Source organism: Caballeronia sp. LZ019, assembly GCF_031450825.1.
Taxonomy (GTDB): Bacteria; Pseudomonadota; Gammaproteobacteria; order Burkholderiales; family Burkholderiaceae; genus Caballeronia.
In genome coordinates this window covers 2,357,146-2,373,882 of the sequence record NZ_JARTVZ010000005.1, presented here as the reverse complement: position 1 = coordinate 2,373,882, position 16,737 = coordinate 2,357,146, and the positions used below count along the sequence as shown (strand labels likewise).

At 63.3% G+C, this 16,737-nt stretch carries 16 protein-coding genes and 2 tRNA genes; 5 read left to right on the top strand and 13 right to left on the bottom strand.

Annotation, left to right across the window (positions count from 1 at the left end):
- Positions 1-310 precede the first annotated feature (310 nt).
- From P9255_RS24525 to P9255_RS24510, 4 genes are all read right to left on the bottom strand, one after another.
- Positions 311-387: transfer RNA gene (locus tag P9255_RS24525), tRNA-Met, on the bottom strand.
- 54 nt (positions 388-441) lie between these two features.
- Positions 442-1,968 carry an oligopeptide:H+ symporter gene (locus tag P9255_RS24520; RefSeq protein WP_309790559.1) on the bottom strand — a complete coding sequence of 509 codons (1,527 nt, stop codon included), beginning with the start codon at positions 1,966-1,968 and terminating at the stop codon, positions 442-444.
- 197 nt (positions 1,969-2,165) lie between these two features.
- Positions 2,166-2,792 (bottom strand): LysE family translocator, encoded by a 627-nt coding sequence (locus P9255_RS24515; RefSeq protein WP_309765123.1) that lies wholly within the window; start codon positions 2,790-2,792, stop codon positions 2,166-2,168.
- 17 nt (positions 2,793-2,809) lie between these two features.
- A complete protein-coding gene (locus P9255_RS24510; protein WP_309765484.1) occupies positions 2,810-3,889 on the bottom strand; it encodes a porin in 1,080 nt (359 codons plus the stop codon).
- Between the two features lie 296 nt (positions 3,890-4,185).
- Between P9255_RS24510 and P9255_RS24505 the strand changes: the two genes are divergently transcribed.
- A complete protein-coding gene (locus P9255_RS24505) occupies positions 4,186-4,929 on the top strand; it encodes an SDR family oxidoreductase (protein WP_309790558.1) in 744 nt (247 codons plus the stop codon).
- 3 nt (positions 4,930-4,932) lie between these two features.
- On the opposite strand, the gene P9255_RS24500 is transcribed toward P9255_RS24505, so the two are convergent.
- Entirely contained in the window at positions 4,933-5,613 is a 681-nt protein-coding gene (locus P9255_RS24500) for a ribonuclease HI family protein (RefSeq protein ID WP_309765125.1), read from the bottom strand.
- A 196-nt stretch (positions 5,614-5,809) separates the two neighbouring features.
- Between P9255_RS24500 and P9255_RS24495 the strand changes: the two genes are divergently transcribed.
- On the top strand, positions 5,810-6,319 hold the full coding sequence (locus tag P9255_RS24495; RefSeq protein WP_309765126.1) for a PRC-barrel domain-containing protein: 510 nt from the start codon (positions 5,810-5,812) through the stop codon (positions 6,317-6,319).
- A 43-nt stretch (positions 6,320-6,362) separates the two neighbouring features.
- Here P9255_RS24495 and P9255_RS24490 read toward each other — a convergent pair whose 3' ends face one another.
- Entirely contained in the window at positions 6,363-6,608 is a 246-nt protein-coding gene (locus tag P9255_RS24490; protein ID WP_309790557.1) for a hypothetical protein, read from the bottom strand.
- Positions 6,609-6,745: 137 nt separating this feature from the next.
- Between P9255_RS24490 and P9255_RS24485 the strand changes: the two genes are divergently transcribed.
- The gene (locus P9255_RS24485; RefSeq protein WP_309765128.1) at positions 6,746-6,973 is read left to right on the top strand and encodes a hypothetical protein; all 228 of its coding nucleotides are present in this window, start codon (positions 6,746-6,748) and stop codon (positions 6,971-6,973) included.
- A gap of 32 nt (positions 6,974-7,005) precedes the next feature.
- Here the strand turns inward: P9255_RS24485 and P9255_RS24480 are convergent, their stop codons facing one another.
- Entirely contained in the window at positions 7,006-7,746 is a 741-nt protein-coding gene (locus P9255_RS24480; RefSeq protein WP_309765129.1) for a DUF2968 domain-containing protein, read from the bottom strand.
- Positions 7,747-8,020: 274 nt separating this feature from the next.
- Complete coding sequence (locus tag P9255_RS24475) at positions 8,021-8,602, bottom strand: hypothetical protein (protein WP_309790556.1); 582 nt, start codon at positions 8,600-8,602, stop codon at positions 8,021-8,023.
- A 222-nt stretch (positions 8,603-8,824) separates the two neighbouring features.
- Between P9255_RS24475 and P9255_RS24470 the strand changes: the two genes are divergently transcribed.
- Together P9255_RS24470 and P9255_RS24465 are read left to right on the top strand one after the other, a co-directional pair.
- Complete coding sequence (locus P9255_RS24470; RefSeq protein WP_309765131.1) at positions 8,825-9,109, top strand: hypothetical protein; 285 nt, start codon at positions 8,825-8,827, stop codon at positions 9,107-9,109.
- A gap of 532 nt (positions 9,110-9,641) precedes the next feature.
- Complete coding sequence (locus tag P9255_RS24465; protein WP_309765132.1) at positions 9,642-9,926, top strand: hypothetical protein; 285 nt, start codon at positions 9,642-9,644, stop codon at positions 9,924-9,926.
- A 95-nt stretch (positions 9,927-10,021) separates the two neighbouring features.
- Here P9255_RS24465 and P9255_RS24460 read toward each other — a convergent pair whose 3' ends face one another.
- From P9255_RS24460 to acs, 5 genes are all read right to left on the bottom strand, one after another.
- Entirely contained in the window at positions 10,022-10,408 is a 387-nt protein-coding gene (locus tag P9255_RS24460) for a DUF3597 domain-containing protein (RefSeq protein ID WP_309765133.1), read from the bottom strand.
- Positions 10,409-12,077: 1,669 nt separating this feature from the next.
- Positions 12,078-12,167: transfer RNA gene (locus P9255_RS24455), tRNA-Ser, on the bottom strand.
- Between the two features lie 43 nt (positions 12,168-12,210).
- Positions 12,211-14,235 carry a sodium:solute symporter family protein gene (locus tag P9255_RS24450; RefSeq protein ID WP_309765134.1) on the bottom strand — a complete coding sequence of 675 codons (2,025 nt, stop codon included), beginning with the start codon at positions 14,233-14,235 and terminating at the stop codon, positions 12,211-12,213.
- Positions 14,232-14,591, bottom strand: a complete 360-nt coding sequence (locus P9255_RS24445) for a DUF4212 domain-containing protein (protein WP_309765135.1) — start codon at positions 14,589-14,591, stop codon at positions 14,232-14,234. Before P9255_RS24445 ends, P9255_RS24450 begins: the two co-directional genes overlap by 4 nt.
- Before the next feature lie 79 nt (positions 14,592-14,670).
- Complete coding sequence (acs, locus tag P9255_RS24440; protein ID WP_309765136.1) at positions 14,671-16,653, bottom strand: acetate--CoA ligase; 1,983 nt, start codon at positions 16,651-16,653, stop codon at positions 14,671-14,673.
- Between the last annotated feature and the right edge of the window lie 84 nt (positions 16,654-16,737).

Here is a 16,737-nt window from a genome sequence, read left to right as displayed (position 1 = left end):
TCGGCGCGGGCATTGCCCTCGCCTGTCGGTTGCGGTCAGCCCGGCCGGAACTCTGCGGGTCGCGGTTTCGTCAAGACCGTGGCGTGACCTGAGGTCGCGTTATGGGCGAAAGCTCGCGAGTTGCATGCTGAGTGCATGCACCCGTTGGAACCGGTTGCCGGACAGCAAAAAGCCTGCATGAGTGAATGCTCATGCAGGCTTTTTGTGTTTGTTGGGTCAGTTGGGCGGAACCGAATAGCGTTGCAACGGCCAGCATCCGGACGCACAAAAGCAAAGAGCCCGGCTGAACCGGGCTCTTTGCTTGATGTCTTGGTTGCGGGGGTAGGATTTGAACCTACGACCTTCGGGTTATGAGCCCGACGAGCTGCCAGACTGCTCCACCCCGCGTCTGAGAAAGAAATTATAGACCGGGCTCGCTCGCGAAGTCAAACAATATTTTCATCACGATGCCGACGCCGCGCTCAGACGATCGCGTTCGCCATCGTTCGCGGCGAGCACCGCGTCATGGTGCGCCCGCGACAGCTTGCCGAGGAGCGGCAACAGCAGAATCGCGACCACTGCCCCACCCGTCGCAAGCCAGCCGAGCCAGACGAACAACTGCGTATAAAGCGGCAGCGAATGCAGGGGATCGAGATCGCCTGAAGGCATGCGCGCCATGTTCGCGACGAGGCTCCCCAAATACTGCGACACGCCCGTCGCCACGAAATACGCGCCCATCATGAAGCCGCCCATGCGCGCCGGCACGTAGCGCGCGATCATCGCCAGGCCGAGACCGGACACGAGTAACTCGCCGAGCGAATACAGTCCGTAGCCCGCGACCATGAACCACGACGACACGCGGCCGTCCACGGCGTATCGCCCGCTCAGCCCGAACACGAAGAAACCGATGGCGACGACCACGAAACCGAGCGCATACTTGCCCGCGACCGGGATATCGCGGCCCCGTCGTGCGCGCCGCGCATACAGCACGGCGAGGACCGGACTCAGAAACATGATCCAGATCGGATTGAGCGCCTGAAACTGCGCCGCGCTCCAGGTGAAGAGCTGGACGCCGGCGATCGAAAACGCAGGATCGACATTGCGCAACGCGAAGAGCGTCAGCGACGTCAACATCTGCTGATAGAACACGAAGAAGAGAATGACCTGCATCGTCAGAATCAGCGCGGCGACAAGGCCGGCCCGTTCGCTGCGGTCGCATCGCGCGAGCATGTAGCCGAAGATGGCCAGAATGCTGACGCCGGCGATCCACACGCACGCCCGCGCAACCGCCTGATGCTGAAGAATGAAAACCGTCGCCGCCGCGAGCGCCGCGCCGCCCGCGATGACTGCGCCCAGATGGCTCCAGCGGATCGGCCGATCGTCCGGCGCCGAGCCGATGTGCGCGAGCGTGCGGCGCATCAGCGCGAAGTTGGCAAGACCGAGCAGCATCCCGCCGCAGCAGACCGCGAACGCGGCGTGCCAGCCCCAATGGTCCTTGATCCAAGGCGTCGCGAGCATCGACGCCGTCGAACCGATATTCACCGCCATGTAATAAATGGTGAAGGCGCTGTCGATCTGCGCGTCATCGCCTTCGTAGATGCGGCGCACGAGATTGGCGGCGTTGGACTTGAACAGTCCGTTGCCGACGACGACCACGCCCAGCGACGCATACAGAAAGCCGAGCGCATCGAAAGGCAGCGCGAGCATGAAGTAGCCGGCGGCCAGGACGATCGCGCCGAGCGTCATCGTGCGGCGGGCGCCGAGCACCTTGTCGCCGATCCAGCCGCCTATCGACGGCGCGGCGAATACGAGCGCCGTGAATGCGCCCCAGGTCAGGTTCGCGTGTTCATCCGCGAAACCGAGTTTATCGATCATGAACAGCACGAGCAGCGCCGCCATGCCGTAATAGCCAAAGCGCTCCCACATTTCGATCAGGAAAATGGTCGTGAACGAGCGCGTCCGCGATACCGCGGGCGTTTGATTCTTCATTGGGACATCCTTCAACAACGATAAGCAGTGCGGCGCGTTCTTGCGTAACGCGTTTAGTAGTGACGATGGAAATCGTCCTATACCGGACGATGGCTGCGAGAAAAAGGCAATTATCGCCTATCGGACTTGCGCAGCGCGCGCGTATCCTGAAATGCGGCTACGCGGATCGGAAACAACGAAGAGATCGATTCGTGCGTTCAGCCTGCCGGCCGGCGCACGAAGGCGAGCATCAGGCCGAAGCCGATCATGAGCGCCCCGCTCGCACGATTGAACCATCCGAGTCGGCGTGCGCCGCGCGACAGCGAAGTCAGACGCGCACCGAGCGCCGCATAGATGACGATCGCGACCAGTTCGAGCAGCAGAAAGATCGTGCCGAGGATGGCGAAGCTCGCCGCATAGGCAGTGCGATCGACGAACTGCGGAAAGAACGCGGTGAACACGAGAATCGCCTTCGGATTGCCCGCCGCGACGAAAAACTCCTGCCGCATCAGCCGCGCGACGCCCGCAGGCGCGCTGGCGTCGCGGTTGACCGCGAGCGATGGCCCGGAGCGCATCAGCTTCACGCCGATCCACACGAGATACGCTGCGCCCGCCAGCTTCACAGCCGTGAACAGTGTTTCCGACGCCAGCAGCAACGCGCCGAGCCCCAGTCCCGCGACGGCGATCATGATCGCGAACGCCGCCAGCCGCCCGAACGACGCCAGCACCGAAGCGCGCACGCCCTCCCGCGCGCCGTTCGACAGCGACAGCATGTTGTTCGGACCGAAGGCCATGTTGATGGCGAAGCACGCCGGCACGAACAACGAGAAGGTCTGGAGCGACATGATTCACCTCGCCGAAGTCAGAAGCGGTGACGGATTCCGGTCGTGAACATCAGCTGATTGCGCCCGCTCGCCGGGTCGTTGCTGTTGATGATCGCCGGCGCCTGCGACGAAGCGCGCTGATAGATCGTTTCAATGTAGACATCCGTGCGCTTGCCCAGCAGATAGTCGACCTGCAGCGCCCCTTCGTGCCAGTGCGCCCCGCCACCGTTGGTGTACACATACATGCCCGCGAGCAGGATGGCCGGCGTCAGCTTGTAGATGCCGTTGACCTCGTAGTTGTTGAGCGCGAGCGAGCCGAGCGCGTCGCCGGTGTCGGCATCGACGGGCGCGGTGTTGATCGAGCGCGAGAACGTGCCGGCGAGCTGAAAGTCGCCGATGCCGTAGCTCATCCCGACGCCGAACGTGTTCTGGCGCTGGACGTTCGCCGTGAGCACGGCGCCGGGCGCCGAACCGGGCAGCGAGAGGGAGTCGTAAGCGCCAGTCGCCGTGTTGCCGCGTCCGTTGTTGTGCAGATAAGCCGCGCCGGCGCTGAAGGAACCGGCCGAATAGTTGGCGCCGATGCTGTACGCGCGATTGTTCGCAAACTGGCCTGCCTGATTCGAGAACGCGTACAGCCCGCCGAAGCTCAAGCCGCCGTAGGTCGCGCTCGTGTACTTCAGCGAATTGGCCGCGAGGAAGGAGTTGTTCGCGTTGTCGTTGTCGAGCAGATGAGCGAACGCGGTGCCGCCCGTCCCGCCCGTCAGCGTGAACGGCGCGAAGTAATCATGCATCGAGTCGTATTGGCGTCCGAAGGTCAGCGTGCCGAGATCGTCGGTGCCGAGACCGACGTAGATCGGATGATCGTTGATGCCCTGTCCGGTCGACACCGCGAAGCCGCGCTCGAGCCGGAAAATCGCGCGTGCGCCGCCGCCCAGATCCTCCGATCCTTGCAGGCCCCAGTAACTGCCGTCGATGGTCCCGGTGGTCAGCCGATACTGTGCATGGCCGCCGACGTTGTTGACATAGGCCAGGCCGGTGTCGAGTTCGCCGTAGAGCTGAACGGAACTCTGGGCCCAGGCACACGCCGGAACGCCGACGAACGCGATGCAGGCGGCCATCACGGCCCGCGCTTTCGCTCGACGGATACCGCGCGCTGGGTTGTCGGCGGGAAGGCAGTCTGCTGGACTGATCGGCATGGGATGCTCCGGATGCGTTTCGTGACTGACGAGAATTGTCGATTTTGCGATCAATCTTGTCAGGTAAAAAACCCGCGTAGCGTTTCGCTGTGACCTCGAACCAACGAACGACCGTCGCGCCCCTTCCCTTTCCGCCGATTCGGCGCTATTGAGGCCCGGCGCGATTCGCAGCGCGTCGCTAGAATCGACTGCACTCCCTCACGCAACCGGACCATTCGATGCCCCAAAAGACTCTCGCGATCGTCACCGGCCACACGCGCGGCCTCGGCGCGGCGCTGGCCGACGCGCTGCTGTCGCTCGACGCCGATATCCTCGCGATCTCGCGCAACCGCAACGCCGACCTCGCCGCGCGCTATCCCGGCCGGGTTCAGGAAGTGGAGCTCGACCTCTCCGATCTCGCCGCCCTCACCGCCTGGCTCGCGGACGGCGCACTCCGGCAGGCCGTGACCGGAGCGGATCGCGTGGTGCTCGTGAACAATGCGGGACTGCTTGCGCCTGTCGGGCCGCTCGCGAGTCAGGACGCCGCAGCCATCGCACGCGCGGTGAGCGTGAACGTCGCCGCGCCGCTGATGATCGCCGCCGCGTTCGCCGCCGCGAGCGCGGACGCGGCGGACCGGCGCATCGTCCATATTTCGAGCGGCGCGGGACGCAACGCTTATCCCGGCTGGAGCATCTACTGCGCGACGAAAGCCGCGCTCGATCAGCACGCCCGCGCCGTCGCGCTCGATGACAATCAGGAGTTGCGGATTTGCAGCGTCGCGCCCGGCGTCGTCGATACCGACATGCAGGCGGAGATTCGCGGGACCGGACTGGACCGTTTCCCGTTGCGCGAGCGCTTCGATGCGCTGAAGCGCGACGGCCAGCTCGCGACGCCGGAAGAGTCGGCGCGCAAGCTGATCGATTATGTATTGGGCGATGCGTTCGGCAGCACGCCGACGGCGGACATCCGCGAACTGGGTTGACCCTCAGGCGGCGCGCAATGCGGGGAGTCCCAGCGCCTGCCGCGACAGCCGATCCGCGTCGGCGTTGCGGGCGCGTGGTATCCACTGCAGGCGCACATCGCCGATCTGCGCGATCAACGCGCGCACTCGCGCAGCGTGATCCGCGAGCGAGCGGCTGCCGGCGCCTTCGGGCGCGGCGACGTCGTCGATGACCACGCGGCTGTCGCCGTAGATCACCAGTCGCGTCGCGCCCTCCCGCAACGCTGCTTCGAGCAGTGCGATCAGCGCGAAATATTCCGCGGCGCTGCTGTCGCCGACGCCGGCCGTCGCGCTTATTTCGACGCTCCGACCGTGCGGCGCCTTCAACAGTCCGCCGATGCCGAGGCGGCCCGGATTCGGCAGCGCGGAGCCGTCGAACCAGCCGATCCACGCGTCACAGTGACGCGCCGATGAATCGCCGGACGCCGGGCGCCGCTTCGTTCGATTCGCACGTTCGAGCTGGCGGGTTCGCCGAGCCTCGGCCGCTTTCGCCTGCGCGGCGCGGCGTGTGACGATCAGTTCGCGCAACGGCTGCCCGGCCGCCGCCTGTTCGAGTGTTCTGACAAGCGCCGCATGCTCCGACAGCCCCGCGTGCTTTTCGAGCCTGCGGCTTCGCAAGCGCTCTTTCCTGTAGGCGACAGCAAGCAGTTCGTGCAATTCGACCATGGGCGGCAAGCTCGATGAAGGAGTGCGCAGCTTAGCAGACGCACCTGTCGAGCCACCCGTCGGCAGCCGCAAAAAGCACAAGAGGCGGCATGTGGCTTGCTACCTGACAGGCGGAATCCGGACAAGCACGGCTGGTAAAACCGCGTCGATCTGACAACCCGCCAGGCATCGGCCTGGAACCTGCAAGGAGCGGATCATGAATCAACCGATGGAGCAATCTTCCGGCGGCGCGACGATCGTCGGCAAAGGTGCGGCGACGGCTGCCGGGCCCGGTCCGGACGTGATGGCCGCGAGCACGCTCGACGACAATCCGGTGCTGAGCAGCGACGGCCACGACGTGGGCTCGGTGAAGGAAATCATGCTGGACGTGCGAAGCGGCCGCATCGCGTACGCGGTGTTGTCGAGCGGCGGCTTTCTCGGCATCGGCGACAAGCTGCTGGCGGTGCCGTGGAGCGCGCTCACGCTCGATACCGACAATCGATGCTTCCGCATCGCCGCCACCGCCGACCAGGTGCGCAACTCGCCGGGCTTCGACAAGGACGCGTGGCCGTCGATGGCCGACCAGGTCTGGGCGAGCAGCGTTCACCAGCATTACGGCCGCGAGCCGTACTGGTCGAGCGACACGCGATCGAGCGACCTCACCCCGACCGGCGCCGTTCCGCCAGCAGGCGTGGACGCTCCCGAAGCGGGCGGCGTGAAGCTGTAATGCGCGCGCGCCGCGACGAATGCGCCGCGGTGCGCCGGCATCGCTAGTCGAGCGGACGTTCGCCGAGCGGAATGTCGACGGCTTCGGAGCCGTCGTCCATCAGAGCGCAAAGCACATCGCTCGCGAAATCTTCGACGGCGAAATGCCATTCGAGCGAACCGACCGGAAAGTCGTTCGGATTGCACTTACCTTGCGCGCGACGAATCGCGCCAACGGACAGACTCAGCGCGCGTGCATGCTGAAAGTGAGGATCGTCCGAATCGAGAAACGGCAATTGGTCTTTTTCCATGACAGCCTGAGGCCCCCGTCGCTGACACATGACAACAATATCGGCCGGGTTTGCTTGTTCTTTAGCCCGGCTTTTCGAATCTGCCGTTCGCGCACTGCGCGCTGCGTCGACGCGAACGGATAAGGCAAAGGACGTTGATGAAGCCCTATCGGAACCTGGCCGGCAACTCCGGCGTATCCGCATTCGAGATTTTGAATGATGGCATCAGGGTCCGCTTCGCCAACGGCGTCACTTATTTGTACGACTACGGCACGCCGGGCCGGGCGCATGTCGAGCGGATGAAACGCTACGCCCGCGCCGGACGCGGACTCAGCAGTTACATCTCGCAGGAGCACCCGCCCTACGCCGCCAAAAGCGATGATTGAGCGCCACGGGCGCTCTCTTCGTTGTATCGCCCTTAACGACCCGACGGCACGAACGGAACGTTCTCGTTGCTGGCCGCGGTCAACTGATGCATCTGCCGCTGCAGCTTGTTCAACTGCGCCTGTGCGGCGGCGCGGCGCGCTTCCAGTTGCGCGAGTTCCTTGCGCGCCTCCTGCTGTCTGAGCGCGACTTCCTGGTCCTGGCTGCTGCCGCGCTGCAGGTCGACGCGCACGCGTTCCACCTGCGCTTCGGATTCGGCGATGAGCCGCGCGAACTGATCGTTCTGCGCCTGCAGATGCACCCGCCGCATGTCGGCCTCGGCGAGGCGGATGGCCTGCTCCACGAAGTGACGGAAGGCCGGCTCGGCCGCGCCGATATCGCCGGCCTTCAGCACACGCCAGACGGCGTCGTCGTGAAGAAGCACGGCGTAGTATGTGAGGTCGCGCGGATAGAACAGCAGGCTCACCGAATAGACGAAGCTCCGGAACGTGCGAAACGTCGCGAGCGCCGATTGCTGCATCAGCCATTCGACCTCCGCGATCTGCGCGGCTTGGAGCGCCTGCGGTCCCGGCTGCGACGCTGCGCCGAGCGGCCGCAGCGGAGTCACGCGCGTGGACGGCGTCGGGGGCGCGGACTTCGGCAGAAGGTCGTCGGGTCCGGCTTCGTCATCCGGTTTCGGGGGCGCGGTGAAACGAACCGGCGCATTGTTTTTTTGCCGCAGGAACGACGGCGCGTTTTCGAGCAGGGTGCCTCGTCTGCTTAGCAGGCTTTTCACAGTAACTCCAGGGTTGGCTTGCCGACACGGCATCGCGGGCGAGTTCGCGAAGCGAAATCATGAAACCCGCAATTTTAGTCAACGTTGCTTGCGCTTATTCCGATTGCAAATGATGTCGCGGCGACAGTATCGGCTGATGAAACCCAAGTGTAGGCGAGTGATTAGGGGATGCAATCGAAGCCTCACGAAGCTATGTCAGTGTTTTAATCGACGGGCAAAACGTGAAAATTCATGCAGAATTACGTTTCGCGCGCAAGGCTAGAATTACAGATAATCACGAATGGCGATAAACGGCCTGTGTCCCGCTGATTCGCAGATTAGCCAACTGCGCGGACCGTGCTTTCGACATCAACGCGACCATGCGCATGATCCGAACACCCTGGATGCCGCAGCCGATACCGGGCGTCGGCGCAACGAGCGCTTCCAGCGAGTGCAGCCTTCCATAGAATTCGATGACGGGCGCTGCGGGCGGCATGTCCTCGTCCGGTATCGCCGGGCTCGAATGTGCGAGCACCGGCTCGCACAGCCGGTCCGGCCCCGCCGGCTGGTCGCCGAGTGAATCGGCGAGGACCTCGGGCGGCTCGTAATGCAGCCGGCCTTCGCTCCGATCGCGAAAATATTCGTAGACCGCTTCGAGATGAGCCATCGACGTTTGTTCGACGCGCCGGGCCGTGGCCGCGCATCGCTGCAATCTCCAGTTCTCACGCTGGCTGACGGCAGCGATCAGGTCGGCGATGTGCGTCCTCAACTCTGCTTCACGCCGCGCAATCAGAGCCTGGAGCATTCTGGCTTCCTCAGTGTCCGCATCGGGCAAGCGTTCGCTCCATGCCAATAAATCGTCAAGTTTGATCGACATGAATCACTCCGTCGCAATAAGCCATTGAATCGTCTTCCGGGCGGCTGAAATTTGTTTGGATCGCGAATTGTAATGAATCGGGATTCAATTGCCAGTCAGTTTGCGCTGATACACCTTATCGTAGTCGTTTTAGTCAGGGACGGCACCGTGCCAACGGCCCGGCACGCTCGATGCTGAACGAGTGCAGCGGCGCGTCTTGCGCCCGATACCAAGGAGACAGTCATGAAAGCGACCGCAGCAATAGCAGGCGCGCTTCTCGCGCTTGCCAGCACAGCCACTTTCGCGCAAGACATGTCGCGCGATCAGATGAATCAACGCCCCAAGCCGATGCAGGGGCAAACGAGCGCATCGCCGACGCCGGGCTCCCACGATGCATCGCAAGGTGGCGCCCAGGCCGGGACGTCCGGTAGCGGAACGCTGATGCAGCAGCGGGAACAAGGCATGTCTCCAGATGCCTCGACAGCGCCGGCCGGTGGCGGGAAGGCGACCGGTACGATGAAGCAGTAGGCAGCGTGATGATGCCTGCGCCTAATGCGCGCAGGCATCATCGATTGATTGTGTCGCATCGATGCAATGTGTAAAGGTTCGTTGCGCGTGACGTGAATAGGAAAATTCCGGCTGCAATTTGCGGGGCCAACCGCTTAAATGCCTTCTTCATGGGTGAGATGAGGCAACCTGCAGTGAAGGCACTTCGCATTTCAGTCTCGGCAGATACGGTGCAACGCCCACGCGCGCGATTGCGTCATCGGTGAAGCTCCCGTTTGTATCCGATGGCATAGGAAACGCCTGGGGGCTGCAGGATTCGACTGCCCGTAAGCAGATGCCGCTGAAAAAGCGCACTGCTCTCATGTTCCGCGACATAGGCGCCCGCCCTGCCCGCGAATTTCTGCTGCCACAGACCCATCCCGACCCCGTGTTGGCCACGCGCTGAAGCACGCCCCGCTACCGGTGCGGACGCTCCGTTCGCCCGACCGAAGCCGCGACGTGCGCCGGCTCGCGCAGCAGCCCTTTTGCATTTCGACAACGACAAAAATACTTCATGCCCGTACGTAACGCCTTCCGACTTTTCATGATTTCTGTTGCGGCGACGGTGATCGCCGGCCCGGCCTTTGCCAAGTACACCGAAGAGTGGGTGAACGGTAAAGATGTTGCGAAGCCACAGGCCACGACTCGCGGTAATGCGCACGTATCCGTCTCGCAAACCACCGACGCGCCGCATGATCACAGCAAATCCAAAGCGTCCAGTTCTCCGTTCGCGTCCGATCCGATCGCTGCATTCGCAGACGACCCGATTGCTGCATTCGCGCGGTCGCGAACGAAGTAGGCTCGAGTTCGCGCTCACCTGCGTCTAGCAGAAATAGCAGAAGCCCGCGACTGGCTGATTCGCCCGTCGCGGGCTTTCGTTTGTCCGTCGAGCGCTTAGCCGATCAGATCGGCCGGCAGCTTGCCGCCGTTGGCTGCGAGCGCCCGCATCAACTGCTTGTGCAACCAGATGTTCATCGATGCGGAGTCGTTCATGTCGCCGCTGTAATGCAGTTCAGTCGCGAGCTGCTTGCGGTGATCGAGACTGCTGTCGACTTGCAACAGCTTCATCAGGTCGACGATCGACACGCGCCAGTTGAGCGTCTGGCTGCTCTCGCTCGCGAGCTGGTCCATCACGGCTGCGACGTCGATATCCGTCAGCGCCTGCGGCGAAGTGGCCTCGACGACGGGTGCGGGCGTCGGATCCGGCTCCACGACGGGTGCGGGCTGCTCGGGCTTTGCTCTGTGGAAGATCTTGCCCACGATGTCACCGAAGATACTCATCTTTGTGTCCTTGTTCGAATTGAAATGCTGCGGTATGCGGCTCGGCGCTGGTATGCGGCGAGCCTGCCGCGGCTCAACGCGCGCACCGCGGATCAGTTGACTCTTGTAGACAATTCGAGCGAGATTGTGACGAATTATTCCAGCGTTTCGGTTAGTACAACATCTTGTCCTGGGTGCGAGTGTGCGGTCGTCGGACGAAGCGTTAGGATCAACGAGACCGATCGCCACAAGCGACGGTCTGCAAAGCGTCAGGCGACACTGCACCCTGCTCTTGGCTGCGCGTATTCAGAAGCACGCGGTCGCCTACCGCACGCGATGTGGACGCGCACCCTTCACAGAACAGACAGCGCAGCATCAAAACGCGTCCGCCGCTGGTCTACGGCATCTGCCGCATCGCTTTCCTTGCCTGCCGGGCTCGCTTTCGTCGCAAATCGCTGAGCACTTTTCGAAGTGCATCGTACTGCTCCCAGTAGCCCAGCTCCTTGAGCCAATGGCGCACCTGTACAGGACTGACGCCGCGCTCGAGGGCGGCGTCCTGCATCGTGATGTCGCCCCGCAAGAGCCGTCTGGCGACCGCACGCTGCTGGGCCTTTGTGGTGGTCGGTGCAGGAGGTATGGCTCGCATAGAAAAATGGTCCGTTATAAGTCAGCGTGTGGCATCGCCGAACTGCTCGGCAAACGATTAATCGAAAGAGGAACGCACCAGCGATCTTGTAGCAACGTGATGGGTCGGCTGCGAGCGCGAAAGCTAGGGCTGGATCGAGTGCTCAATCGGGGCGCGAGGACGTACCGTTGGCGCCGAGCGCTTTCCAGTCGTCCAGTCGTCCAGTCGTCCAGTCGTCCAGTCGGCCGGTGCGCGCGCACGGGTTCCGTGAGGTATAGCGTCCTATTACGGAACGACGCTACCCTCGCCCACGATCCGTGTCGATGTGTATCGCCATGTCGCGGCGGGTGCGACGCACTTTCATGAGCGCAAAAAGGCGTTCATGCATAACCGCTGAAAACGCCGCATGTCTGGCTGAACATGCGGCGTGTATGCTCGGACGATTGAACGCTGTTTCGTCCCATAGGCGGACGATCTTTCTCGTGGCGCTTGTCTCCTTCATCCTTTTCGCTTCCTTATCAATTAGTGGATGGATGCATGACGGAAATTGGATCGCACCTGCTGGTCCTCTCGCTATCGGAGAAGCCCTAAAAGCGTATTGCCAGCAAAGGCTGAGTAGCAATCAGTAGCAGATGATTGCGTCGCGACGCCTCAGCGCGTGCCGACATCCAAGTCTCAATCGGAATTGCGACGGTGACAGGAATACACGGTTCTTTTCACAACATGTGACGGTAGCCGCGCCCTGCCCAGGTGCCCGGGAGCAGCATCGCCCTCACAGGCGGAAGTCGTGTGCGTCGGCTCGCTCTAGATCATTCGTCATCCTAACTTCCTAAGGTGGATTACGCCCGAACCGATGCAGTGCTATCAGGAGTCAGGGCAATGGCCGGAACGGCTAAGCGCTGCGAACACGAAGAAGCCATACATCGATAGTCGACGCGGCAACGGCAAGCAGCGTGACGCATGAAGCGGAAGCGACCGATAAGATCGAGCCCGGCATGGACGAATACGGACCGGCAAAACAAAAAATCCCGCAAGTCATCGACTGTGCGGGATTAAGAAAATTGCTGGCGGAGAGAGGGGGATTCGAACCCCCGATAGGTTTTACCCTATACACGCTTTCCAGGCGTGCGACTTAAACCGCTCATCCATCTCTCCGGAAGACAGCGATTATACCAACTTCGCGCCGCCCGCCTAGCCCCTAAGGGTGACGAATGTAATCGACCAGTGCGCGCGTGTATTCATCGGGCTTGCGATCGAACAGACTCACCGCGATCGCCACCGCGAATCCGGCCGGCACGCCGAACACGCCCGATCCGATCGGCTCGATCCCCAGCCAGCGCGGCCCGTCGAAGCCCGTCAGATGAGTAAAGAATGGATACGTCGACACGATGTAGTACACGCATACCACCAGCCCCGCGATCATCCCCGCGACGACCCCTCGCTGCGTCGTTCGCTTCCAGAACACGCCCAGCACGAGCGCCGGAAACAGTCCCGACGCGGCCAGCGAGAACGCCGCGCCCACGAGAAACAGGATATTGCCCGCATTGAGCGACGCCACATACGACGCCAGCAGCGCGACGCCGAGCAACAGAATCTTCGAAATGGTGACGCGCCGCTGACTCGTCGCGCGGCGATCGACCATGCAGTAATACACGTCGTGCGAGAGCGCATTGGCGATCGTGAGCAGCAGGCCATCCGCCGTCGAAAGCGCCGCCGCCAGCGCGCCCGCCGCAATCAATCCCGAGATCACATACGGCAGCCCCGCAATTTCCGGCGCCGCCAGCACCACCATGTCCGGCTGCATCTGAATGGCGGCCCATCGCACGATGCCGTCGCCGTTCACGTCGCTGATACGGATCAGATACGGTTCGACGCGCCGCCACTGCGTCACCCACTGCGGCAAGTCCGCGAATCGATGGCCGACGAGTCCCGTCAGAATCTCGTGCTTGATGAGCACCGCGAGCACCGGCACCGTCAGATAGAACAACGCCACGAAAAACAGCGTCCAGCCGACCGACCGCCGCGCCGACGCCACCGAGGTCGTCGTGTTATAGCGCGTGAGAATGTGCGGCAGGCTCGCCGTGCCGATCGACAGACAAAGGATCAGCGCCAGAAAGTTCAGTCGATGCGCCTGCGGGCTTTGATCGTCGGTGGACGTGCGGGCGAACGCGTCGGTCATCGGCACCGGGGCGGCGACGCGCGCGCTCAGCGCATCGCGTTCGCGGGACCATCGCGCCTGCGCGTCGGCGGGATCGCGGGGAAACGACGCCAGTTCCCGCTCGCGCTCGTTGATCTCGCGCAGCGGGCCGTTGCGCCGGCGCAGTTCGGCGATCTCATCGACGAGACGCGCGTGCTCGTCGAAATACGAACGCGGCAACGCATCGATGCGCTGCTGCACGCGCGCCGCCTGGCGCCCATATTCGGCGCGCACGCGAGCTTCGTCGGGCGACGCCGCCAGTTCGCGTTCGAGCGTTTCGACACGCTCCAGCACGCGACCATAGCTGAGTTGCGGGAACCAGCCGAGCCCGTCGCGATGGCCGATCATCGATACGGGAATCAGAATCGCACTGATCAGGATGATGTACTGCGCGACCTGCGTCCACGTCACCGCGCGCATGCCGCCAAGAAACGAACACACGAGAATGCCTGCCAGCCCGCAGAAGATGCCGATGGAAAACTCGATGCCGATGAAGCGCGACGCGATCAGCCCGATGCCCTGAATCTGCGCGACCAGATACACGAAGGAGCAGAGAATCGCCGCGAGGGCGGCCAGTCCGCGCACGAGGTTGCTCGAAAAGCGCGTGCCGAGAAAATCGGGAATCGTGTAGCGCGCGAGCTTGCGCACATAAGGCGCGAGCAGGAACGCGACGAGGCAATAGCCGCCGGTCCAGCCCATCACGTAGGCAAGTCCGTCGTAGCCGCTGGCGTAGATGGATCCGGCGAGGCCGATGAACGACGCCGCCGACAGCCAGTCCGCCGCCGTCGCCATGCCGTTGAACGCGGACGGCACGCGTCTTCCCGCGACGTAGTACTCGACGAGATCGGAGGTGCGCGACAGCAGGCCGATCACGGCATAGACGGCGATCGGCACGAAGAGAAAGACATAGCCGACCCACATGCCCGCCCCCGCCACGCGCTCGATGCGCTCCATCACGAAGATGAACAGCAGGAAGCCGAGCGTGTACAGCGCGTACGTTAGAATGAGGCGATTCGTGAGCTTCATCGCGCCGGATCGTCCGGCGGTGAATCGGCGACGACTGCTTCGGCGACGGCGCGCGAGAGACGCGCATCGGCGATCTGCATCAGCACGATATACACGACGATCAGCGTCACGTAGACGAGGATCGCGCCTTGTGCGCCGAAATAGAACGGCAGCGGAAAGCCCGCGATGCGGACGTGCTGAAGCCGCTGCGCAAAAAGCGGCACGCCGAACGAGACCACGAAGCCGACCGTCATCAGCACCGCGATCAGCGCGACGTTGAAACGCCAGTAAGCGCGATGGGCGCGCGCCGTCGCCGCCGGCACCGGAGGCGGCGTAGCGAATGTCGGATTGAGGGTTTCGGCATGAGGCGTGGTCATGCGGTTATTTACCAAAACCGCGTCACGCCGGCAATCGGGATCGACCGCCGCCAGTCAGGCGGCGGCCGAATAAGGCGGCTTAGCGCGCCTCGCCGAGCTGGTCGAGGATCGCCGGATTCTCCAGCGTGGATACATCCTGCGTGATTTCCTCTCCCTTCGCGAGAGAGCGCAACAGACGCCGCATGATCTTGCCCGAGCGCGTCTTCGGCAGGTTCTCGCCGAAGCGAATGTCCTTCGGCTTCGCAATCGGCCCGATTTCCTTGCCGACCCAGTTGCGCAGTTCGGTGGCGATCTGCTTCGCTTCATCGCCCTCGGGACGCGCACGCTTCAGCACGACGAACGCGACGACCGCCTCGCCCGTCGTATCGTCGGGACGGCCGACGACCGCCGCTTCCGCCACGATAGGATTCGCGACCAGCGCCGACTCGATCTCCATCGTGCCGAGGCGGTGCCCGGAGACGTTCAGCACGTCGTCGATGCGGCCCATGATCGTGAAGTAGCCGGTCTCCTTGTCGCGCACCGCGCCGTCGCCGGCAAGATACAGCTTGCCGCCGAGTTCCTCGGGGAAGTAGCTCGTCTGATACCGCTTCGGGTCGCCCCAGACGTTGCGCAGCATGGACGGCCACGGGCGCTTCACGACGAGAATGCCGCCCTGCCCGTTCGGCACGTCCTGGCCGGTTTCATCGACGATCGCGGCCATGATGCCCGGCAGCGGCAAGGTGCACGAACCCGGCACGAGCGGCGTCGCGCCCGGCAGCGGCGTGATCATGTGGCCGCCCGTTTCGGTTTGCCACCACGTATCGACGATCGGGCATTGTCCCCCGCCGACGTTCTCGTGATACCACATCCACGCTTCCGGATTGATCGGCTCGCCGACCGTGCCGAGGATACGCAGCGTCGACAGGTCGTAGCTTTTCGGGTGCACCTTCGCGTCGGCTTCCGATACCTTGATGAGCGAGCGGATCGCGGTCGGCGCGGTATAGAAGATCGTGACCTTGTGACGCTGGATCATCTCCCAGAAGCGGCCGGCGTTCGGATACGTCGGCACGCCTTCGAACATGACCTGCGTCGCGCCGATTGCCAGCGGCCCGTACGCGATATAGCTGTGTCCCGTGATCCAGCCGATATCCGCGGTACACCAGAAGATGTCGCCGGGCTTCATGTCGAAGGTCCACTTCATGGTCTGCGCGGCCCACAGCAGGATGCCCGCCGTGCTGTGCTGCACGCCCTTCGGCTTGCCCGTCGAACCCGAGGTGTACAGAATGAAAAGCGGATGCTCCGCGCCGACCCACTCGGGCTCGCACTGGGCCGCTTCGTTCTCGACGATTTCATGCAGCCACACGTCGCGCCCTTCGTTCCACGCGACATTACCGCCCGTGCGCCGATACACGATGACATCCTTCACCGCGTCGCAGCCGCCGGCGGCGAGCGCTTCGTCGGCGATGCTCTTGAGCGGCAACGCCTTGCCGCCGCGCATCTGTTCGTCGGCGGTGATGAGCGCGACTGCGCCGACATCGACGAGACGCTCGTTCAGCGACTTCGACGAGAAGCCGCCGAACACGACCGAATGCGTCGCGCCGATACGCACGCACGCCTGCATCGCGACGACGCCTTCCACGGACATCGGCAGATAGATCACGACCCGGTCGCCCTTCTTCACGCCGCGCTTCCTGAGCGCGTTGGCGAGGCGGCACACGCGCTCGAGGAGGTCCTGATAGGTGACGTTGGTGACGGCGCCGTCGTCGGCTTCGAAGATGATCGCGTTTTCGTTGCCGCGCCCCGCTTCGACGTGACGGTCGAGGCAGTTGTACGACGCGTTGAGCTCGCCGTCGGCGAACCACGTGTAGAACGGCGCGTTGGATTCGTCGAGCACGTTCGTGAAGGGCTTGTGCCACGAGAGCGTTTCGCGCGCGAGCCGCGCCCAGAAGCCTTCGTAATCGCGTTCGGCTTCGGCGACGAGCGCCTTGTAGGCGTCCATGCCCGATATCGCCGCCCCGGACGATGCCTTGGCTGACGGCGGGAACACGCGTTTTTCCTGAAGAACCGATTCGATCGCAGACATCGACAACCCCTCTGATGATGATTCCAAGAACCGCCGGCGCGCCTTGTGTGAAGCGTCGCGCGCCGCATGTTATGAGGTTCGGCG